We start from the raw sequence: 22,320 nt of genomic DNA on the forward strand, positions 1-22,320 counted from the left end.
TCAGTTAAAATAAACCTATAACAATGAGAGGATGATTAAATGGACGCAAAACAATATGTTAAAAATATTCAAGAAAAGATTCACCAATTAGACCAAGGTCAAACAGAATATTTACAAGCAGTCGATGAGTTTTTACCAACCGTAGAAGGTTTTTTAGAAAAAAATCCTCAATACATTGAAGCAAATGTTTTAGGTGTCTTGATTGAACCTGAACGTATTTTTCAATTTCGTGTGCCGTGGCAAGATGACCAGGGCAACTGGCATGTGAACAGAGGCTATCGTGTCCAATATAATTCAGCGATTGGACCATACAAAGGTGGTTTGCGGTTTCATCCAAGTGTGAATTTAAGTGTGATGAAGTTTTTGGCCTTTGAACAAATTTTTAAAAATAGTTTAACTGGTTTGCCAATCGGTGGCGGCAAAGGCGGTAGTGATTTTGATCCAAAAGGCAAGTCAGATGCTGAAGTGATGCGTTTTTGTCAAAGTTTCATGACCGAACTTCAAAAACATATTGGTCCAAGTACAGATGTTCCAGCAGGCGATATTGGCGTAGGCGCTCGTGAAATTGGTTATTTGTTTGGCATGTATAAACGCTTGCGCAACTATGATGCAGGAGTGTTGACTGGAAAACCTTTAGGATACTGGGGAAGCCAAGCAAGAACAGAAGCGACGGGTTATGGAACGGTTTATTTTGTTAAACATTTATTAGCAGATAAAAACGATACGTTTGAAGGCAAAAAAGTCGCTGTTTCTGGTAGTGGGAATGTCGCAATTTATGCCATGGAAAAAGCAACTGAGCTAGGCGCCACAGTAATCACATGTTCCGATTCGTCTGGTTTTGTTTATGATCCAGAAGGAATTGATGTGGCGTTAGTAAAAGAACTAAAAGAAAAAAATCGTGAACGCATTTCAAAATATGTTGAAACACGTAAAGGCGCAACTTATTATGACAAAGAATCTGTTTGGGATTTCGAAACAGCGTATGACATTGCGTTACCATGTGCAACACAAAATGAAATCAACGAAAAGCAAGCCGCTATTTTAGTGAAAAACGGTGTGAAAGTCGTGGCAGAAGGCGCAAATATGCCTTGTACACTAGAAGCAGTCGCCGTTTTTGCTAAATCAGCTGTAATTTATTGTCCAGGCAAAGCCGCTAATGCAGGTGGTGTTGCGGTTTCTGCATTAGAGATGAGCCAAAATGCTGAACGTTTAGCTTGGTCCTTTGAAAAAGTTGACGGTATGCTAGATCAAATTATGCAAAACATTTATGAGACTTGTCGTGATACAGCTAACGAATATCAGGCACGAGATAACTTTGTTTTAGGTGCGAATATTGCTGGCTTTGAAAAAGTAGCGGCAGCAATGCTAAGTCAAGGACTCGTTTAATAACAAAAAATGCTAGGATTTCCTAGCATTTTTTATTGATTTGTTTGATTAAGAGAATAAATATCTCTAATTAAATAGTTAAAATTAAACAATTGGTCTATCCAAAAGAATTTGCTTGAAAAAATGTCTAAAAACACGTAAAGTATACATGTAGTAAGTTTACTTTCGAGGAGGAAAAGGAATGTCACACATTCAATTAGATTATTCCAAATTAGCACCATTTGTTGCTGACCATGAATTGGAATACATGCAAACACAAGTCACTGCAGTGGACAAAGCATTACGTGAAGGTACAGGAGCTGGTAATGATTTTACTGGCTGGATTGATTTACCAGAAAACTATGACAAAGAAGAATTCGCGCGTATTAAAAAAGCAGCAGCAAAAATTCAATCTGACTCTGAGGTATTAGTAGTCATTGGTATCGGGGGTTCATATTTAGGTGCCCGTGCAGCAATTGAATTTTTGACACATTCATTTAATAATCTATTATCAAAAGAAGAACGGAAAGCGCCACAAATCTTCTTTGCTGGAAATAGCATCAGCTCAACTTATTTAGCTGATTTAATCAATGTGATTGGTGATCGTGATTTTTCCGTCAACGTTATTTCAAAATCTGGAACGACAACAGAACCAGCGATTGCTTTCCGCGTCTTTAAAGAGTTATTAATTAATAAATATGGCAAAGAAGAAGCCAATAAACGTATTTATGCGACAACTGACCGTGCTAAAGGAGCAGTAAAAGTTGAAGCCGATGCGGAAGGTTGGGAAACATTTGTGATTCCTGATGATGTGGGCGGCCGTTTCACTGTTTTAACGCCAGTAGGTCTTTTACCAATCGCTGTTAGCGGTGCAGATATTGATCGTTTAATGGAAGGTGCAAATGATGCCCGTAAAGAATACGGCGCAACGAGCGATTTAAAAGAAAACCAAGCCTATCAATATGCTGCGTTACGTAACATTTTATATCGTAAAGGCAAAACAACTGAAATGTTAATTAACTATGAGCCTGGTATGCACTATTTCTCTGAATGGTGGAAACAATTATATGGTGAATCAGAAGGAAAAGATGGCAAAGGTATTTTCCCAGCAGCCGCAGACTTTTCAACTGACTTACATTCTATGGGTCAATATGTTCAAGAAGGTATGCGTAACTTATTTGAAACAGTGGTTAAAATTGAAAATCCACGCCATAGCATTTCAATTCCAGAACAAAATGAAGATCTAGATGGCCTAGGCTATTTACAAGGAAAAGAAATCGACTTCGTCAATACAAAAGCGTTCGAAGGTACGTTGCTTGCTCACACAGATGGTGGTGTGCCAAACATGATCGTTAAAGTGCCAACAATGGATGCTTATTCATTAGGTTATGTTATGTACTTCTTCGAAATTGCGGTGGGCATCTCAGGTTACTTAAATGGGGTTAATCCATTTGACCAACCAGGTGTTGAAGCTTACAAACGCAACATGTTCGCTTTATTAGGTAAACCAGGTTTTGAAGAATTAGCAAAAGATTTGAATGCACGTCTATAATTTGTAAATAACAGAAGAAAAGAGCCAGAAACACTTACGTTTCTGGCTCTTTTCTTCTGTTTAAATTATTTTTCCAATGGTTCGTTCCATTTTTTAGGACTCCAAATAGTTCCTTCCAATGCAACTTGAAGACTTTCATTATCATCTTCTAATTGTTCAATATATTTGATGGTTTCCTCGATAATAAAAGAATTGGGTTCTTCGCTGATTGACTGAAGTTGTTCTGCTAACCATGTATTTCTCATTTTTCTTCACCTCAAAATGTAGTCTATCATAGGTGAGCTTTTTAGTAATGAAACTTGCTTATTGGTTTTCCTTTAAAGTAGCATAAATTCGTTCAATATCCGCTTGGGTACCTCTTAATTCATAGTCAGCTAAGAAGGGGAAGTTAAATTGTTCCGCATACTTTTTAGCTGTCAGGCAGTATTGGTGGTTAAAGTTTTTATTGCCGCTGCCCACCACGCCAGAGCAATAACGATAATTATTTTCAAAAGCAAGATATTCTCGCATGACTTCTGTTAAAATTTCGGTATTGCCGTTGTTGATGCCATCGCCACCATCTAAATAGGTAGGCACAAAGGTAAAAAATGGTTCTGTTTCTACTTCTAACGGAGAATTTTCCGAAATTTCTTTGAAAGTAATCGTAGGATTTTTTTCGTTGTGCTGATGTTGCTCTTCAGCATAAGTTGTTAAACGTTGAACAAATGAGCGTGTATTACCAGAGATTGAAATATATCGTATATTCATCAGAGATCCCTCCAAATAAATTTAATTGTTTACGTAAGTATAGCACATCTATGTGAAAAAAATTCAAGATTAATAATTATAAAGCGAAAAAAATAATGCCTTTTTATTACCTATTATAAAAGTGAAAATTTGTTATTTTAATTCATTTGGGTAAGTATTGAATTTTGCGAAAAACTTTGCTAAGATGGTAGAGTATTGAATAAAGAATGGTTGGGCGAAAGCTTCAAGGATTCAGTTCTTCAAGGGGTGAGAAGAACAATTTTTGAGTTTGCGCCTTTTTGCATACCTAAAACAAAAGGGCTGAGCGTATCTCTATTTCGCTAGTCCTTTTTCTTATATGCTAAAGGTGTAAAAACTAAGGAGGTGGAGACAATGGTACAAGAAGTACTAGAGCAAATCAAGGCAGCGGAAGATGCGGTGGAAGAGCATCGGCAACAAGCTAAGATGAATTGTCGTTTATATGAAGAACAGAAGCAAGAACGTTTAGCTGAACTACGTCAAGAGAGTGAAGAAGCTGTTGAAAAAGTGCTGACGGATTCACTAGCAACGCAAGAAAAGATGTTACAACTTGAAAAAGAACAACTTTTAGATGAAACAAAGCGCACTGAACAAGCGCTTCACGAACGTTACGAAGCGAACAAAGAACAAGTCATTGATTCAATTATTGAGAGGGTGAAAGACGTTTATGGCAGTTAGTAAAATGGAAAAAATGACAATAATTGCCGCTGCCGAAAAAGAAGCAGCAATTCTACAAGCCATTCAAGGCCTGCAAATTGTCGAAGTAAAACGGATTTTTCATTCGCCTGAAGAAGAACAAGCCTTAAAGAGTCAATATTCTTTTTTACAAGCAGAACAGTCAACTGAACAGCTACGTAAATATGAAACGATGCTACAACAATTGCAAGAGCTTCTTTTATTTTTGACACGCTCTTCAGGAAAAGGGTTAAAGATAAAAAGAAAAGTCTATACCTTAGAAGAGTTGGAACAAACCTTTGATGAAGAAACATTACAAAGCTATTTGACGGAATTAAAGAATATTCAAGAATCTTTGAAACAAATTCAAACGGATCGTCAAGGATTAGAAGCAGAAGAAGAATTATTAGGCCGCTGGCAATATCTGGATGTTCTACCACACAAACAGCAGTTAAAAAGTAGTTATGTCGTTCATGGTTCGATAAATCTAGCCAATAAAGCCAGTTTCTTGAGCGCTTTGTCTCAATGGCCAACGGTTTATTTTGAAGAAATTTATCAAAGTATGCATCATAGTTACTTTACACTCGTTTACCTGAAGGAACATCAGCAGAGTGTAACCGAGTTATTAAACCAATATAGTTTTGAACCACTCCAATACCGTTATGATGTTCCGCCTAAAGAGGCATATCAACAAGTCAAAGAACGATATGAAATTTTACAAAAAGAAGAAAAAGCCTTAAAGCAACAACTTGCTTCTTATCATGACTTCTATGAAACGTTTTGCTTGGCTGAAGAAGTCTTATTGGCGGTTATCCAAAGAGAACAAGCACGTCAACATTTGTTAAATGCTTCATCATTTTTCATCTTGCAAACGTGGATTCCAGTCGAAGAAAAAGCCGATATTTTGACAGCGATTGAAGAAAAAGTTCCTAAGGACGAAATAGCTCTTACTTTTGAAAATCCTACGAAGGCGGAAATTGAGACGGATATACCAGTTAAACTAGCGAATAATAAATTGGTGCAGCCGTTTGAAATGTTAACAGAGATGTATAGCTTACCAAAATATGAAGAAGTTGATCCGACACCTGCGATGATGCCGTTTTATCTAGTCTTTTTTGGCATGATGGTAGCGGATATTGGCTATGGCTTACTGATGCTACTCTTGTCTATTATTGCTTTGAAAGCATTTGTGTTACCGAGAGGCATGAAACGTTTTGCCGACTTTTTCTTGATTTTATCATTTCCAACAATTATTTGGGGCTTCATTTACGGTTCGTTTTTCGGTGCAGCATTACCGCCAACAATGTTTGGAATCAAATCACCATTTCCGATTTTATCAACGACCGAAGATGTAAATACGATTCTTATTTTATCGGTTATTTTTGGGTTTATCCAATTGGTTGTCGGTTTAATGATTAATGGGATTCAGTTATCAAAACAAAAGCGCTATTTAGATAGTATTAACGAAAGTTACGCTTGGTTAGGGATTTTGTTTGGTTTAGCATTGTTAGTCGTTGGTAAATTAGTGGTTAAAAATGAAGGCTTATTTACAGCAGGTGCGATTTTAGCAAGCCTTTCTGCCATTGCAATTATTGTGATTCCAATGATTCAATCGAAGGCCAAATTAAAAGGCTTAGCCAAAGGACTGTATGGACTATACGGTGTGACAGGTTATGTCGGTGATTTAGTTAGTTATACACGTTTGATGGCGTTAGGAATTGCTGGGGGAAGTATTGCTTCAGCGTTTAATATGCTCGTTGAGTTCATGCCGCCAGTTGCCCGTTTTAGCGTGGGCATCTTGCTGTTAATTGTTTTACATGCGTTAAACATATTCTTATCGTTATTAGGTGCGTATGTTCATGGCGCACGTTTGCAATATGTTGAGTTCTTTGGAAAATTTTACACAGGCGGTGGCCGGGCGTTTAATCCGCTAAAAACAAAAGAAAAGTATGTCAATGTTGAGAAAAAATAGAAAATTATTTATTGGAGGAAAATAGAGATGATGGATTACTTAATTAATAATAATGGTGGAATTGTTTTTGCAGTATTAGGAATGGCGATGGCGACAATTTTTGCTGGGATTGGATCAGCCAAAGGGGTTGGCTTTACTGGGGAAGCAGCAGCAGCTTTAACGACGGAGCAGCCAGAAAAATTTGGTCAAGCGTTGATTTTACAGTTATTACCAGGTACACAAGGACTATACGGTTTCGTTATTGCTTTCTTAATTTATATTAACTTAGGAAACGATATGAGTATGGTTCAAGGATTGAACTATTTTGTAGCAGCTTTACCAATTGCTTTTGCAGGATTGTTCTCTGGGATTGCCCAAGGTCGTGTAGCCGCTGCGGGGATCCAAATTTTAGCGAAGAAACCAGAACATGCAACAAAAGGAATTATCTATGCTGCCATGGTTGAAACTTATGCCATCTTAGGGTTCGTAATTTCCTTCTTACTTGTATTGAACGTCAAATAATTGAGGAGGCAGATGGATGGATGCCATTGAAAAAATCATCAGTGAAATTAAGCAGCAAGGAAAGCAAGAAGTCGAAGCCTATGTCACCAGTGAACAAACGCGCATCGATCAAGAATTCCAAGCAGCACAACAAGAAATTTTGCTGAAGCAAGAACATGAAATAGAAAAACGACAACAACAATTATTAAAAGAATTTAAACAACGCCAACAACGGCAAACACTAGAAATTCGTCAGGATGCATTAAATAAAAAACAAGCATATCTTAACCAATTATTTGACGAAGTGGTCTTAAAGATGAATGAATGGTCAGCGGAAGAATTTCAACAATTTATGAAAGCACAATTAGGCTCACTTGAATTAACAGGAAAAGCAACCATTCTTTTAGGCGAGTATTCTCAAACGAAAGTGACGCAAGAATGGCTGACCGCTCTTTCTGATGCTACTGTTCAATGGGAGCTTTCAGAGGAAGTTGTTCCAAAAGAAAGTGGCTTTATCGTTGCAAAAGACGGTTTGGATTATAATTTTCTCTTTTCAGCATTAGTTGAAGAGATTCAAAAAACAGAAGGCTTTAAAGTAGCAGAAAAACTTTTCAGTTAAGAAGGGAGGACGTAGCATGAGAAAACCAACGTATCATCAAATTAATCCGCTGATTCGTTTAAAAGAAACGGAGCTGCTTTCTGAGCAACAGTTTCAACAACTTTTAGAAGCGGAAACAGTTGAAGACGTTAAAAATATGTTAAAAAGTACGGTTTATCAACCTTATTTAACCGAAACTTTTGAAGAAAAATTTGACTACCATTCTTCTGAAGCGCTGGGAAATCTTTATCGCTGGTTATATGAAATGGCTCCAGAACCAGCTGTAGTAACGTTGTATACGATGCGTTTTACCTTCCATAACTTGAAAATTTTGACGAAAGCTGAGCAAACAGGTAAAGATTTTGATTATCTTTATTTAGAGGATGGTCGTTATTCTCTAAACACAGTCAAAAGTGCCATTCATACAAAAAACTCTTCCGAACTTGAGCCAGCATTATTAGAAGTGATCCGTGATGTTTTTGCCTATCTGGAAGAAGGCGGTTTGCCACAAGCAATTGATATCCTTTATGATCGAGCATTTTTACAGCAACAGCGAAAATTAGCGGATGAATTGGGCTATGAAGAGTTAACGAAGGAAGTCATCGCTTTTATTGATTTAACCAATCTATCAACGATGGCTAGAGGGATTGTTCAACATCAAAACAGTAACTTTTTATCAACCGTGCTTTCTAGCGCTGGCAGTATCTCAAAGAAAGAACTGTTGACCTATGCGGAAAAGTCACTTGTAGAATTTACAGCATTTGTCAGAACAACGAATTACGGACAACTATTAGAAAAGATTATCAATAAAGAAACCAATGAATTAAATTTATTGGCTTTTGAAAAACTCAAAGATGATTACCTGACCTCAATGTATGAAAACGGTCGAACGGTTGCTTTTGGGCCGCTCCCATTACTAGCCTTTTTGAATGCGAAAGAGGTTGAATGGAAAAATCTACGTTTAATTTTGGTCGGAAAACATAGTGGGTTTTCAAATGAAAAAATTCGAGAAAGGATGCGAAAAGTCAATGGGGTATAAAATTGGTGTCATTGGAGACAAAAATTCAATCTTACCATTTAAACTGTTTGGCTTTGAGGTCCATCATGCCATTTCAGAAATGCAAGTTAGAGAAGCCATTGAAACTATGGCGAAAAATAAGTTTGGGGTCATTTTCATAACGGAAGAAGCCTCTACTTTAGCAGAAGAAACGATTGAACGATACAAAGAACAAGTGACACCAGCGATTATTTTAATCCCAAGTCATAATGGTACAATCGGAATCGGTTTAAGTGAGATTGAAAAAAATGTTGAAAAAGCAATTGGACAAAATATTTTATAATGCAAAGGAGAATGAGCGTGCAAATTGGAAAAATTGTCAAAGTTTCAGGTCCTTTGATTTTAGCTGAAAACATGTCAGATGCTAGTATCCAAGACATTTGTCATGTAGGAGATTTAGGCGTTATCGGAGAGATTATTGAAATGCGAGGCGACGTCGCTTCGATTCAAGTATATGAAGAAACAACAGGCATTGGACCAGGAGAACCAGTTATTTCAACAGGAGAACCATTATCTGTTGAATTAGCCCCAGGTTTAATTGCCGAAATGTTTGATGGTATTCAACGACCATTGGATACATTTCAAGAAGTAACCCACAGTAACTTTTTAGGTCGTGGCGTTAAAATTGATGCGTTAGATCGTGAGAAAAAATGGACGTTTGAACCGACTGTGGCAGTTGGTGAAGAAGTGTCGGCAGGTGACATCGTCGGTGTGGTTCAAGAAACACCGATTATTCAACATAAAATTATGGTGCCTTTCGGCGTTTCAGGAACGATTGACGAAATTAAAGCAGGTGACTTTGCCATTGATGAAACAGTTTACTCAGTGGAAACGGCTAAAGGAACAAAAAGTTTTAGCATGATGCAAAAATGGCCCGTTCGGCGGGGACGTCCCATTTTAGAAAAACTAAGTCCCAAAGTACCGATGGTGACCGGACAACGCGTAATTGATACCTTTTTCCCTATTACGAAAGGCGGAGCGGCAGCAGTCCCAGGACCATTTGGCGCTGGAAAAACAGTCGTTCAGCACCAAATTGCTAAGTGGGCCGATGTCGACTTAGTCGTTTACGTTGGTTGTGGGGAACGCGGGAATGAAATGACAGATGTTTTAAATGAATTTCCAGAATTAATTGATCCAACAACTGGTGAGTCTTTGATGAATCGGACGATTTTAATTGCGAATACGTCAAATATGCCGGTAGCGGCACGGGAAGCCTCGATTTATACAGGGATTACCATTGCAGAATATTTCCGTGATATGGGTTACTCAGTCGCAATTATGGCAGATTCTACTTCTCGTTGGGCAGAAGCGTTACGAGAAATGAGTGGCCGGTTAGAAGAAATGCCTGGTGATGAAGGCTATCCAGCCTATTTAGGTAGCCGTTTAGCTGAATATTATGAACGAGCAGGACAAGTCATCGCGTTAGGAAAAGATCATCGTGAAGGAAGCATTACAGCGATTAGTGCGGTTTCGCCATCTGGTGGGGACATATCAGAACCTGTCACCCAAAATACGTTACGCGTTGTTAAAGTATTCTGGGGCTTAGATTCTCAATTAGCACAAAAACGTCATTTTCCTTCTATTAACTGGTTGCAAAGTTATTCTCTTTACTCCACAGAAGTAGGGCAATATTTAGACTTGGAATTGCAAGGAAACTGGGCCGCTATGGTAGCTGAAGGGATGCGGATTTTACAAGAGGAATCTCAACTGGAAGAAATTGTTCGTTTGGTTGGGATTGATTCCTTGTCGGATAAAGACCGTTTAACGTTGGAAACAGCCAAATCATTACGGGAAGACTATTTGCAACAAAATGCTTTTGATGACGTGGATACGTTCACTTCTCGAACCAAACAAGCGAAAATGTTGCAATTGATTCTAACTTTTGGTGAAGAAGGTCAAAAAGCCTTAAGTTTAGGCACTTATTTCTCTGAGTTAATGGCGGGAACAGTTGAAATCCGTGATCGGATTGCTCGTAGCAAGTATTTACCAGAAGAAGAATTAGAAAAATTGGATCGTTTACAAGCAGAAATTAAAACAACGATAAAAGAAATCATTGCTGAAGGAGGAATGACGAATGATTAAAGAATATCGCACAATCAATGAAGTCGTTGGTCCTCTGATGATTGTTGAAAAAGTGGCAGGCGTAAAGTACGAAGAATTAATTGAAGTACGCATGCAAAATGGCGAAATTCGCCAAGGGCAAGTTTTAGAAATCAATGGAGATAAAGCGATGGTCCAAATTTTTGAAGGAACGAGTAACATCAATATTCGTGATTCAAAAGTTCGCTTTCTGGGACATCCTTTAGAATTAGGGGTTTCGCCAGATATGATGGGGCGCGTTTTTGACGGCTTAGGTCGCTTAAAAGATAATGGACCAGAATTATTACCTGAGAAAAAATTAGATATTAACGGCGAAGTTATCAATCCAGTTGCTCGTGATTATCCCGATGAGTTCATCCAAACAGGGATTTCAGCGATTGACCATTTAAATACCTTAGTTCGTGGTCAAAAATTACCTGTTTTTTCAGCATCTGGCTTACCTCATAAAGAATTAGCAGCACAAATTGCCAGACAAGCCAACGTGTTAAATAGTGAAGAAGAATTTGCCGTAGTTTTTGCGGCCATTGGGATTACCTTTGAAGAAGCGAAATATTTTATGGAAGATTTCCGTCAAACAGGCGCAATTGATCGTTCAGTCTTGTTTATGAACTTAGCGAATGATCCAGCCATTGAACGGATTGCAACACCTAGAATGGCTTTGACAGCTGCTGAATATTTAGCTTATGAAAAGGGCATGCATGTCTTAGTTATCATGACGGATATGACCAATTATTGCGAAGCGTTGCGAGAAATTTCAGCAGCACGCCGTGAAGTTCCAGGACGTCGGGGTTACCCAGGTTATCTTTACACGAACTTAGCAACGTTGTATGAACGGGCAGGACGAATTCGTGGCTCAAAAGGTTCCGTAACACAGATTCCTATTTTAACAATGCCAGAGGAGGATAAAACACATCCAATTCCCGATTTAACTGGTTATATTACAGAAGGGCAAATTATCTTGTCCCGGGAACTATATAAGAGCGGTATCCAGCCACCAATTGATGTCTTGCCATCACTTTCCCGTCTTAAAGACAAAGGAACTGGCGAAGGCAAAACGCGCGGGGATCACGCAGCAACGATGAATCAATTGTTCTCAGCCTATGCACAAGGGAAACAAGCCAAAGAATTAGCTGTCATTCTAGGAGAATCAGCTCTTTCCGATGTCGATAAAATTTACGCAGCTTTTGCCCAACGTTTTGAAGAAGAATATGTCAATCAAGGATTCGATACAAACCGTTCGATTGAAGAAACGTTAGATCTTGGGTGGGAACTATTAAGTATGCTACCGAGAACAGAACTAAAACGAATTAAAGAGGATATGCTCGATCAATACTTAACTGAAGGGAAGTAGAAAAATGGCTCGATTAAATGTTAATCCAACCCGTATGGAACTTTCCCGATTGAAAAAACAGTTAACTACGGCCACGAGAGGTCATAAGTTGCTGAAAGACAAACAAGATGAATTGATGCGACGGTTTATTGCGCTAGTCAAAGAAAACAATGAGTTACGTATTCAGGTTGAACAAGAAGTGACGGAGGCGTTATCAAATTTTGTATTGGCAAACGCAACGTTGAACGAAGCCTTTATTGAAGAGTTAGTGGCAATTCCAGCCGAAAAAGTTGAATTAGAAATTATTGAACAGAACATCTTAAGTGTGCCAGTTCCTAAAATGATTTTTGATTACGATGAATCGGTTCAAGAAGCCCCCTTAGACTATGGCTACGTGAATTCAAACAGCGAGCTTGATCAAGCTTTTGCTAAAATTTCAAGCATTTTACCGAAATTATTAGCACTTGCAAATGTTGAAAAGACGTGCCAATTATTATCAAAAGAAATTGAAAAAACGCGTCGTCGTGTCAACGCCTTAGAGTACATGACGATTCCACAATTAGAAGAAACAATTTACTACATTCAAATGAAATTAGAAGAAAATGAACGTGGCGAAATTACACGTCTAATTAAAATTAAAAGCATGAACAAAGAAAATTAGTGGTTAGAAAGAACGAGTACGAAGCCAGTTGGTAGCTTTCGTACTCGTTTTTAATAAAAAGGAGTGGAAAAAATGAAAAATAAAGAACGCCGCAAAGCGATTGCACTGAATTGTCAAAAATACGAAAGTGACTATGCTCGCTTGGTGGAACCAATTAATGAGCTACTGTTAAACTTGGGAGCAGCTATTTCAGAAGAAGCCGCGAAGCAAATCATTCTGAATATAAAACGTTATCATCACGGCGTGAAATATCTTCCTGAGTGTCATTTAGATGAAAGTAACCAGTTTATCGAAGATGGGCTTGAAGCCCTTAAAAAGGGAGATTTAGGCAACGGTGCATTACAACTATTTGGGGCTGGCTTAAACTTTGCTAGTTTTGCAGCAAAAGCACAAGGAACCAAAAAAATTGATGGCCACCAAATGTTGGCAGAACGTTTTACGAAGTTGTTGTCTGTAAAGTAGCCAGCTACTCATTGTGGATTTTAGTATCTGGGACAGTAGTCAAAATGACTTTTGTCCCAGATATTTTTTTATAAAAATATGAAACCTTTTACAGATACTTAACGTCTAATAGTTAGTTAAATGAAAAGAGGTGTTTTATGGATAAAATTTCAACAAAAAAATTAGTTCAGAAAGCAAAAAAAGGAGATGGGCAAGCATTTGTTCACCTTTGTCAAAAATATGAAACAGTTTTATACAATGCTGCATATAAAATGCTATTAAACGAAGTCGACGTTGCTGATTGTTTACAAGAAACTGAACTATGTGCATGGGAAAAAATAACAACATTAAAAAATGAACATGCGTTTAATTCATGGATTTTTAAAATAATGTTAAACCAAGTTCAAAATATTTTTAGAGAAAAGCAGAAAACAACTCACTGGATGGATACTTATTCTCCTGTTCCTGCTTTTGATGATTTATATGATTTGGATAAAGGATTACATAAATTACCTGATAATTATCGCGTTCCGCTAGTTATGTACTATTATGTTGGCTTTAGTATAAAAGAAATCGCTCAGCAACTTGATGTTTCAACAAATACCATCAAAATTCGCCTTTCTCGTGGTCGAAAAAAATTAAGGATATATTTAAAGGAGACATGGTAAATGGATAGAAAACGAAGTGATATATTAAAATATGAAAAAAAGATGCCTTTAGAAACAGTGGAACGTTTAAACACACAAAGAACTAAGATATTAATGGGAGAAATAAAACAATACAGACAGCCAAAGAAAAAAATATCGCGTAAACATTTAATTATAGGGCTAATTAGTATTGCTACGACTTTTACTTTGATAGTAAAAACACCCATTGGACGTGCCATAGAAGAGGTATTGGGGATTAGTCAAGATACAGGTGTTCAAACAGTAGAATCTTCTGGTGTTCCAACAAAACTAGAATTGCGGAGTGTACAAAATGAGCGAGAAATCGTATTAACAAAATTTGTATCGACAAAAAATAAAATGGCGTTTGATTATCAATTTAAGATTAAAGATCAAAAATTAAAAGAGTTGTTACAGAAAAAAATCGCTAGAAATAATTATTCTCAAGATATTCAACTAGGGTTATTTAGAGAAGGAAGCAAAGAAGATTTATTTGGGGGTGTAAGTTCAACATCGTTATATAGAATCGAGAAGGATGTTTTTTATGGTTCAGTGATTTCAACTTTCAATAAGCAAAAACTTGTTAGTCAAGATCAATTAACGCTCCATATCTACCGATTAGCTTGGGAAGATCAAGAACAGCATGATAATGAATTAAAAGAAGCAATCAAAGCAAGTAGCCGATCTTTTAGTGTTGAGAATGCATTAGAGTATCAAGGCGATTGGACGTTTAAAATTCCTTACCAACCCATTATGAAAGAAACGAAACCTAGTATTAAAAACGTGAAAAAAATTAAAAATATTAAGGCCCAAAGTGATGCACTTCAAACTACGCTGATTATGGATATTCCAAATCCAGAAAAAAATAAAAAAAGTCGTGAGATTCTAATTTCAGTTTATAAAAACGGTCTTGAGATACCTATTGCACGTCAAATTGGTAGTGGCTTTAATAAAGGGGAAGATGCTACAATTAACATTTCTTTTGACTTAAGTAGTTTGGATCATAAGTCATTATATAAAGTAATCGTTAGAAATTCTTATGAAGATGATGTAGCAGGAAAAGAATTAGGTTCGTTGGAGTTAAAAAATACTCAGAAATAATTGCTAAAAAGGTTATGGAAAATACAAATATTTTAATTAATATAACTACTAAAAAAGCATCTTTTTTATTGAGCGTTGTCATTAAAAAAAGATGCTTTTATTTTCATTATCAATGGTTATCATTAGGATATTCAGACACCTGTAATTGCCATAACTTATCTGTCACTGAAGCAATAAACGCAGCACTCTTAGCATTATCAGGTCCTTTAGTAAAAATTGCTAAAGCAAAGGGGTGAGGTGTTTCTAAAATCCCCATATCATGAATAAATTCATCATAGGAACCAATTTTATGAGCAACTTTTCCTTGAGTTGTGGGAGTTTCCATTCTTTCATGGAAAACACTTTGTTTCATAGAATCATAAATCGCTTGGTAATCTGGTTTTGTTGCTTTTTCAGTATATAATCTTTGTAGAATAACTAGCGCATCTTCCGAAGAAAATTGTGGTTCTTCAATCGAAGGTGACTTGTGCAAATAACGCTGATACATTTCTCGTTTTGCTTTTTCATCACCACCCAATGTATCATAGAGCATATTTTTAGCGATATTATCAGAATAGGTGATGGCATATTCTTGTAACGTTTTTAATGGATATTCTGGTTGGATATTATAGGCAATGATCCCAGTTCCTTCTTCATAATCTTCTTCGGCGTTGTAGGGAATCAGGTCTGTCCATTTTTTTTGACCAGAAGCAACCGTGTCGGCGACTAGCATCGTCAGCGGCACTTTAATAGTACTAGCTGTATAAAATTCATGTTGGCCATTCACAGAACGCTGTTCGCCAGTTTCCAAATCTAAATAACTAATCCCGACCGTTCCTTCAAATTCTTTGACAGAAGCGACGAGCAGGTCATTTATTTTATCAAAAAATACTGTATTTACTGAATTATTTTCTTCCTTGTCTTTCGTATGCTTCTCATGTTTGGCGGAATCAATTGTAACTTTTTGTTCAGATTCTTTGGCATAATCTTCGCCACGACTTGAGAAGAAGAAGCCCACAATTAGGAAAAAGCAAAGAAAGAAAATGATGCCGTATAGTGAGAGTTGCTGTTTCTTCAATGTAAAACCCTTTCCGTTTCTCTAATAGATATTTTTCTCAACTCCTCCATTTAATCATTTTTCGGATAAGAGCGCAAGCGTCTTTTTAACGGCACTACTGGTTTTGTTTCATTTGTTTTTGGAGTGCTTGCGATTGCTTTAATAGCTCTTTGCCGATAGTGGTATCTTTCACCAATAGCCGCTGTAAGGGGCGATCGATGACTTGTTTGATGGAATGAATGTCTTGATTATTTAAAATGGCTGTTTCTTTACTAGAAAAAGATTTATGCGCGGTCAGTTGTAACCCAAACGAGTTGTACAACAATGTATAACCAGCAATTCCAGTAATTGTCTGATAAGATTTTGAAAAGCCGCCGTCAATTACGAGAAGCGTGCCATTTGCTTTGATTGGCGATTCGCCTTTTGTTCGTTTAACTGGTGTATGGCCATTAATGATATGTCGATTTTCACCAGTCACTTCAAATTCATCTAGGATTCTTTCACAAACTTCAACCGTATCACGCAAAGAGTAGTAAGGATTTTTTTCTTCATGGTGTGTTTCTTTTTCAGCGAGAAAATAACGCTCAAAGGTTTTCATAGCTCGTTTGCCAAATAATGAGGAGCCTTCGCCGCACCAAAGATACCATAAACAATCTGTCGCATAGTCATCTTTAATAGCAGGCTGAGCGTAAGCTTCTTCTAACATTTTCTGAAAGAAGTCAACTAAAGCTTTTCCTGAATAGGAGTGGCCTTTAAATGTATAAGCTTGAAAAGTACCGTCCGCATTCAGAGGCAGACAGCCATGGATCAATAAATTTTGATTATACACAAGGTAAAGAGAAGCTTTTTCCATTAGAAAGCGCATGTGTTTTGTTAACCGCGGCGAAGACTGAAATTGCGTTAATAAGTCATCAATTATCTGTTTTTCCTCACGTGTTAATTGGTAAGGCTGCTCTTCAGAAACGGTTTGAAAACAGCTGTTAATTAATGTATAACGACATTCGTCAAAAGTAATAGTTTCCCCTTGAATCTTATCTAAGCGTAGCCGATGTGCCAAGTTAAAATCAGGGCGTCGACCAATAATTTGCCCTTCTAGTTTTTCTTGAATAATGGCAATGGCTTGTTGCACACGCATCGCTACTTGTTTTTCATCTTCAGTTAACGCACGATAGGGATTTTTCTTGGGTGCAAAAGCAGGATTTTCTTTATACGTTTCTAAACTAAATTTTTTTAAGGCGGTTAAATCGATAGCATAACGTTCTTCTAACAAATCTAAATTTCCATAGCGAGCACAAATACGTACTACATTGGCTAAACAAGCCAGTGAACCACTATAAGCAGCCAGCCAAATCATATCGTGATTGCCTAGTTGAATATCCAAGGAGTGATAGGACATTAATCGGTCCATAATTTTATCTGGTGCTGGCCCCCGATCATAGATATCACCAATAACATGTAGGTGATCAATAATCAGACGTTGGATTAGATAAGCTAATTCTGTCACGAAACGTTTGGCTTCACCTAGTAAAATAATTTTTTCAATAATTTGTTGATAGTAACCGTTTTTGGTTGTTGTTTCATCATATTGATAAATCAATTCTTCGAGAATATACCCATAGGTTTCAGGAAGGGCTTTGCGAACTTTAGAACGTGTGTACTTCATCGAAGAAGAACGGACGATTTCAACCAGACGGCGAATCGTTAATAGCCACCATTCATAAGAGAGGGCGCTTTCATTTTCTAAAAGTGTTAATTTTTCTTCTGGATAGTAGATAATAAAACAAAGCTCGTCCATCTGATGGGCATTTAATTCTTGTTTAAATAAAAATTGAACTTTTTCTCGGATTCGCCCAGAACCATTTCTTAAAATATGGTCAAAAGCTTCAAATTCACCATGTAAATCACTGACAAAATGTTCTGTTCCTTTCGGTAAATTCAAAATTGCTTCCAAATTAATAATTTCTTCAATTTGTTGATCGCGGTTCAGTGTAGCCAAGTCATCTGCCTTCTTTCTTTTTCGTATATACCAATTTTGATTTAAAAGATTAAAGTCTTGATAATAAAGGTTTTTTATTCGTATGCCAATTATTGTAGGCTATTTGGCGAAAAAAATCAACAGGAGAAAGTCAGAGAAAAATGTGGAAAATTATAGGAAGCCACTGGGTTTTATGCTATGATTTTTAATAAAACAAAATGAAGGGGCGGGAAAACATGTTATTTGGTACAGCAAAAATGAATCGGGAAAATCATTTAGAAATCGGTGGTTGTGACACCGTAAAGTTGGCGCAAAAATTCGGGACGCCGTTATTTGTCTATGATGTCGCTCATATTCGCGCGCAGGCACGTGGTTTTAAACAAACGTTAAATCAATTAGGTATCAAAAATAAAGTGGTTTATGCAAGTAAAGCATTTAGTTGTTTAGCCATTTATCAAGTGTTAAAGGAAGAAGATATTGCTTGTGATGTTGTCTCTGGTGGAGAACTATTCACAGCTTTAAAAGGGGGCATGGAGCCAGCGGAAATTGAATTCCATGGAAATAACAAAACCCCTGAAGAATTACGTTACGCCTTGGATAACAAAATAGGTACAATTGTCATTGATAATTTTTACGAAATTGACTTGTTGGAAGAATTATTAGCTACACGAAACCAAACACAAAAAGTTCTTTTTCGGGTGAGTCCTGGCGTGGATGCAGAAACACATGATTACATTTTGACAGGCCAAGAAGATTCAAAATTTGGTTTTGATGTTGCAAGTGGCCAGGCGACAGAAGCACTCGTTCGCCTTTTATCAAATCCCTCTTTTGATGTACAAGGGGTCCATTGCCATATTGGCTCGCAAATTTTTGCTGTGGAAGGCTTTTTAGCTGCTGTTGAAAAAATGTTCACTATTTTAGAAGACTGGCGGCAAGTCCATCAATTTACAGCACATGTTTTAAATATGGGTGGTGGTTTTGGTGTGCAGTACACGCAGCAAGATGAGCCATTAGCACCAGCAACATTTGTTGAAAAAATTGTTTATTCCTTGAAAGGTCATTGTGAACAATTAGGGTATCCACTGCCTGAGCTTTGGATTGAACCAGGCCGCAGTTTAATTGCTGAAGCGGGCACAACGATTTATACAGTTGGCGCGCAAAAAGAGGTTCCTGGTGTTCGTCATTTTGTTTCCGTAGATGGTGGCATGGGTGATAATATACGGCCTGCTTTGTATCAAGCAGTTTATGATGGTTTTCTAGCGAATTGTGAGGGGCATGATTCAGTCAAGAAAGTCACAGTGGTTGGTAAATATTGCGAATCAGGAGATGTCTTACTTCGAGATATTTTATTGCCAGAAGTTAAAGCAGGGGATTTATTGGCCATTAGTAGTACGGGGGCTTACGGTTATTCAATGGCAAGTAATTACAACCGAAATCCTCGACCGGCAGTGGTTTTTGTCGAAGATGGACAAGTAAAATTAGTTGCTCGCCGTGAGACATATGAAGATATGACAACGTTGGATTGTTGATAGATTAAAAGTAGCCGCCTCTTTTTGAGCCGGCTGCTTTTTTTTCAAAAAATAACAAAATGTAAGGGTGATTTCTTTCAGAAATGAAAAATCCATAGTATATTAAATGAAGAAGGAAATACTTTAGAAGAGGGTGTGATTTGCAGATGAAATGGCTCCTCGGGTTACTGATCATTTTTGCAATGATTGGCGTTGTTTTTTCTTTTTACATTGCCAATTATTTTTTGAAAATTGCGTTGCTTAAAGACAACCCTTGGTATCATAAAAAAGGGCATCGGTTATTAAATCCTGATAATTTTCAAGAACGGGAAACAAGATATACAAAAATAGAAGAACAACAAAAACAAGAAGGCGAAGCTTTTTGGACAGAGTCTTTTGCTGAAGATCGTTGGTTGAAAATTAAAGATGAAACATTGTATGCACGGTGCTTTATTCCTTATCCAGATAACCATCGTTGGGCGATTTGTGTGCATGGTTATCGTTCAAACGGAAAACGCGATATGGCATATACTGCATTACGTTTTGCAGAAGAAGGCTACAATGTTTTAGTTCCCGATTTGCGTGCGCACGGGAAAAGTTCAGGGAATAAAATTGGGATGGGATGGCTGGATCGGTTAGATTTATTAAGTTGGATTAGTGAAGTTCTTGCCATTGATATGGAAGCAGAAATTATTTTAGTGGGCGGTTCCATGGGAGCGGCTACTGTCATGATGGCAAGTGGTGAAAAGTTACCAACGAATGTCCGCGGATTAATAGTGGATTGTGGCTACACTTCTGTTTATGATGAATTTAAATACGTCCTACATGAATCTTTTCATTTACCCGCTTTTCCTATTTTAACAATTGCTAATCAATTAGCATTAAATAACTATGGCTTTCAATTGAAAACCGCTTCTTCCGTGAGACAATTACACAAAAATACGTTGCCCACATTCTTTATTCACGGTACAGGTGATCGCTTTGTTCCAATGATAATGTTTGAAGAAAATTTAGCGGCAACTCAGGGGATAAAAAAAGGTCTCATTGTGGCTAAAGCACCACATTTATCTTCAAGTGTCTACGAACCTGAAAATTATTACAGTAGTATTTTTGAATTTTTGGAAGAAAACTGTCCTGCAGTAAAAACAACATCCGACTAAAAAAGACATGGAATTTCATGATTCCATGTCTTTTTTTGTCTGACTCGTTTAGCTAAATTTAAAGTGCTTAAAAAGAAAAATAATAAAGTTGGACTAGCAAACTATTAGCTAAACAAAAAACCACATAAAAAAACTAATCAGTCAGTTCTTTCAGGCGGTTTTTATCATTAATCAAAGTCTCGAAATAACTAGCGAATACCCAAAGCAATTCGTGCGTAACGGCTCATTTTATCCGTTGTCCAAGCAGGGTACCAGACTAATTTTACTTCGATATTATTCACTTCAGGAATATCTTTTAAAACACCATGGATTTGTTCTGTTAAAACATCTGCTAACGGACAACCCATTGTGGTTAAGGTCATTTTGATGACAGTATCACCAGTTTCTTCTGCAAATTCAACTTCATAAATTAGTCCCAAATTAACAATATCGATGCCTAATTCAGGGTCAATCACTGTTTCTAATGCAGTTAAAATATCTTCTTTAATTGCTTCAACTTCTTCGGTTGAGCGTTGTTGAGGTTGTTCACTCATTCGTCTTCTACTCCTTTGCAAGTTGCCTCTTTACTATCATACCTTTTTTAGGAATGTTTGTAAATGAGAAGTATCTCACATGTCCTGGAATTTACTGATTTATTAAAAAGCTCATAAAACTTGAGATTCATTTTATTTTAATCTAAATCTCATTATTTTGTTGACATTAGAAAATAATGAGTTTAGAATGATCGATAACAATCTAAATTTAATTTTTGGACATTTTTAAAAAACTGAATATTCAGTCAATTGGAAATATCAAAGGGAGGATTTTATGAAAATTAAGCAGGTACATGTTAGGGCATCGAAAATTAAACTGAAAGAAACATTTACGATCGCTTTGGGGACGATAGAATCAGCGGATAGTGCAATTGTGGAAATTGAAACAGAAGAGGGATTAGTTGGATATGGAGAAGGAGGGCCAGGCATTTTTATTACCGGTGAAACGTTGGCTGGCACGCTTGAAACGATCGAATTATTTGGCCAAGCAATCATTGGCTTAAACCCCTTTAATATTGAGAAAATTCATGAAGTGATGGATAAAATATCTGCTTTCGCTCCAGCGGCAAAAGCAGCAATCGATATTGCTTGTTATGATTTGATGGGTCAGAAAGCTCAACTGCCTCTTTATCAATTGTTAGGCGGCTATGATAACCAAGTAATAACGGATATTACACTAGGTATTGATGAACCAAATGTGATGGCACAAAAAGCCGTCGAAAAAGTCAAACTAGGTTTTGATACATTAAAAATTAAAGTCGGAACAGGAATTGAAGCTGATATCGCAAGAGTAAAAGCGGTTCGTGAAGCAGTTGGCTTTGATATCAAGCTCCGCTTAGATGCGAATCAGGCTTGGACGCCCAAAGATGCAGTTAAAGCGATTCAAGAATTAGCAGATTATCAAATTGAATTAGTGGAACAGCCAGTTAAAAGACGCGATTTAGAAGGTCTAAAATACGTTACCTCACAAGTCAATACGACAATTATGGCTGATGAAAGCTGTTTTGATGCCCAAGATGCGTTGGAATTAGTTAAAAAAGGTACAGTCGATGTTATCAATATAAAATTAATGAAGTGTGGTGGCATTCATGAAGCGCTGAAGATTAATCAGATTTGTGAAACAGCAGGTATCGAATGCATGATTGGGTGTATGGCGGAAGAAACAACCATTGGCATCACGGCTGCTGCCCATTTAGCTGCTGCTCAAAAGAATATCACACGAGCAGATTTAGATGCGACATTCGGTTTAGAAACTGCGCCCGTAACTGGGGGCGTATCCTTAGAAGCAAAACCATTATTGGAATTAGGAGAAGTAGCTGGATTAGGCATTTCTCATTAAAAAAGGA

General features: G+C 37.2%; 22 protein-coding genes and 1 other annotated feature. Of the genes, 17 read left to right on the forward strand and 5 right to left on the reverse strand.

The genetic code is table 11. The features are described from left to right. Positions 1–39 precede the first annotated feature (39 nt). A complete protein-coding gene (gene gdhA / locus IGK70_RS06560) occupies positions 40–1,386 on the forward strand; it encodes an NADP-specific glutamate dehydrogenase (protein WP_002360402.1) in 1,347 nt (448 codons plus the stop codon). Between the two features lie 181 nt (positions 1,387–1,567). Further along, positions 1,568–2,917 carry a glucose-6-phosphate isomerase gene (locus IGK70_RS06565; RefSeq protein WP_002357685.1) on the forward strand — a complete coding sequence of 450 codons (1,350 nt, stop codon included), beginning with the start codon at positions 1,568–1,570 and terminating at the stop codon, positions 2,915–2,917. Between the two features lie 65 nt (positions 2,918–2,982). Here IGK70_RS06565 and IGK70_RS06570 read toward each other — a convergent pair whose 3' ends face one another. Further along, positions 2,983–3,162, reverse strand: coding sequence for a hypothetical protein (locus tag IGK70_RS06570; protein ID WP_002357684.1), 180 nt, complete (start codon positions 3,160–3,162; stop codon positions 2,983–2,985). Between the two features lie 58 nt (positions 3,163–3,220). After that, on the reverse strand, positions 3,221–3,664 hold the full coding sequence (nrdI, locus tag IGK70_RS06575) for a class Ib ribonucleoside-diphosphate reductase assembly flavoprotein NrdI (RefSeq protein WP_104855911.1): 444 nt from the start codon (positions 3,662–3,664) through the stop codon (positions 3,221–3,223). A 208-nt stretch (positions 3,665–3,872) separates the two neighbouring features. Continuing rightward, positions 3,873–3,920 (forward strand) — a sequence feature (sodium ion sensor (DUF1646 type); this cis-regulatory element may regulate processes involved in with the transportation of sodium ions). A 116-nt stretch (positions 3,921–4,036) separates the two neighbouring features. Here nrdI and IGK70_RS06580 point away from each other — a divergent pair. The 12 genes from IGK70_RS06580 (at position 4,037) to IGK70_RS06635 (ending at position 14,762) form a co-directional block, all read left to right on the forward strand. Next, the gene (locus tag IGK70_RS06580) at positions 4,037–4,360 is read left to right on the forward strand and encodes a V-type ATPase subunit F (RefSeq protein WP_002381927.1); all 324 of its coding nucleotides are present in this window, start codon (positions 4,037–4,039) and stop codon (positions 4,358–4,360) included. Further along, the gene (locus IGK70_RS06585; RefSeq protein WP_104855912.1) at positions 4,350–6,329 is read left to right on the forward strand and encodes a V-type ATP synthase subunit I; all 1,980 of its coding nucleotides are present in this window, start codon (positions 4,350–4,352) and stop codon (positions 6,327–6,329) included. Before IGK70_RS06580 ends, IGK70_RS06585 begins: the two co-directional genes overlap by 11 nt. A 27-nt stretch (positions 6,330–6,356) precedes the next feature. Beyond that, a complete protein-coding gene (locus tag IGK70_RS06590; protein WP_002363905.1) occupies positions 6,357–6,830 on the forward strand; it encodes a V-type ATP synthase subunit K in 474 nt (157 codons plus the stop codon). A 16-nt stretch (positions 6,831–6,846) separates the two neighbouring features. After that, positions 6,847–7,428, forward strand: coding sequence for a V-type ATP synthase subunit E (locus tag IGK70_RS06595; RefSeq protein ID WP_010817260.1), 582 nt, complete (start codon positions 6,847–6,849; stop codon positions 7,426–7,428). A 16-nt stretch (positions 7,429–7,444) separates the two neighbouring features. Beyond that, on the forward strand, positions 7,445–8,446 hold the full coding sequence (locus IGK70_RS06600) for a V-type ATPase subunit (RefSeq protein WP_002366645.1): 1,002 nt from the start codon (positions 7,445–7,447) through the stop codon (positions 8,444–8,446). Beyond that, positions 8,436–8,747: a V-type ATP synthase subunit F gene (locus tag IGK70_RS06605; protein ID WP_002357676.1), complete on the forward strand. Its 312-nt coding sequence runs from the start codon at positions 8,436–8,438 to the stop codon at positions 8,745–8,747. The genes IGK70_RS06600 and IGK70_RS06605 overlap by 11 nt, the downstream gene beginning before the upstream one ends. Before the next feature lie 17 nt (positions 8,748–8,764). Next, on the forward strand, positions 8,765–10,546 hold the full coding sequence (locus IGK70_RS06610) for a V-type ATP synthase subunit A (protein WP_162783011.1): 1,782 nt from the start codon (positions 8,765–8,767) through the stop codon (positions 10,544–10,546). Further along, complete coding sequence (locus IGK70_RS06615) at positions 10,539–11,915, forward strand: V-type ATP synthase subunit B (protein ID WP_438775199.1); 1,377 nt, start codon at positions 10,539–10,541, stop codon at positions 11,913–11,915. Before IGK70_RS06610 ends, IGK70_RS06615 begins: the two co-directional genes overlap by 8 nt. Positions 11,916–11,919: 4 nt before the next feature. After that, positions 11,920–12,555, forward strand: coding sequence for a V-type ATP synthase subunit D (locus IGK70_RS06620; RefSeq protein ID WP_025187302.1), 636 nt, complete (start codon positions 11,920–11,922; stop codon positions 12,553–12,555). 72 nt (positions 12,556–12,627) lie between these two features. After that, positions 12,628–13,017 carry a hypothetical protein gene (locus IGK70_RS06625; RefSeq protein ID WP_104855914.1) on the forward strand — a complete coding sequence of 130 codons (390 nt, stop codon included), beginning with the start codon at positions 12,628–12,630 and terminating at the stop codon, positions 13,015–13,017. Between the two features lie 137 nt (positions 13,018–13,154). Then, complete coding sequence (locus tag IGK70_RS06630; protein ID WP_002357670.1) at positions 13,155–13,664, forward strand: RNA polymerase sigma factor; 510 nt, start codon at positions 13,155–13,157, stop codon at positions 13,662–13,664. Then, positions 13,665–14,762 (forward strand): hypothetical protein, encoded by a 1,098-nt coding sequence (locus tag IGK70_RS06635; protein WP_104855915.1) that lies wholly within the window; start codon positions 13,665–13,667, stop codon positions 14,760–14,762. Positions 14,763–14,871: 109 nt separating this feature from the next. Here the strand turns inward: IGK70_RS06635 and IGK70_RS06640 are convergent, their stop codons facing one another. Next, positions 14,872–15,759 carry a serine hydrolase gene (locus IGK70_RS06640; RefSeq protein WP_162783037.1) on the reverse strand — a complete coding sequence of 296 codons (888 nt, stop codon included), beginning with the start codon at positions 15,757–15,759 and terminating at the stop codon, positions 14,872–14,874. A gap of 154 nt (positions 15,760–15,913) precedes the next feature. Further along, complete coding sequence (locus IGK70_RS06645) at positions 15,914–17,794, reverse strand: fructose-1,6-bisphosphatase (RefSeq protein WP_104855917.1); 1,881 nt, start codon at positions 17,792–17,794, stop codon at positions 15,914–15,916. 197 nt (positions 17,795–17,991) lie between these two features. Between IGK70_RS06645 and lysA the strand changes: the two genes are divergently transcribed. Together lysA and IGK70_RS06655 are read left to right on the forward strand one after the other, a co-directional pair. Then, the gene (lysA, locus tag IGK70_RS06650) at positions 17,992–19,302 is read left to right on the forward strand and encodes a diaminopimelate decarboxylase (RefSeq protein WP_162783012.1); all 1,311 of its coding nucleotides are present in this window, start codon (positions 17,992–17,994) and stop codon (positions 19,300–19,302) included. Positions 19,303–19,448: 146 nt separating this feature from the next. After that, complete coding sequence (locus IGK70_RS06655; protein WP_162783038.1) at positions 19,449–20,441, forward strand: alpha/beta hydrolase; 993 nt, start codon at positions 19,449–19,451, stop codon at positions 20,439–20,441. Between the two features lie 188 nt (positions 20,442–20,629). Here the strand turns inward: IGK70_RS06655 and IGK70_RS06660 are convergent, their stop codons facing one another. Then, a complete protein-coding gene (locus IGK70_RS06660; protein WP_002357660.1) occupies positions 20,630–20,974 on the reverse strand; it encodes a metal-sulfur cluster assembly factor in 345 nt (114 codons plus the stop codon). A gap of 274 nt (positions 20,975–21,248) precedes the next feature. Here IGK70_RS06660 and IGK70_RS06665 point away from each other — a divergent pair, with 274 nt between their 5' ends. Then, positions 21,249–22,313, forward strand: coding sequence for a dipeptide epimerase (locus IGK70_RS06665; RefSeq protein WP_104855920.1), 1,065 nt, complete (start codon positions 21,249–21,251; stop codon positions 22,311–22,313). Positions 22,314–22,320 lie beyond the last annotated feature (7 nt).

It is taken from the genome of Enterococcus sp. DIV0358 (assembly GCF_051713465.1).
In the GTDB taxonomy this organism is placed as follows: Bacteria; Bacillota; Bacilli; order Lactobacillales; family Enterococcaceae; genus Enterococcus; species Enterococcus faecalis.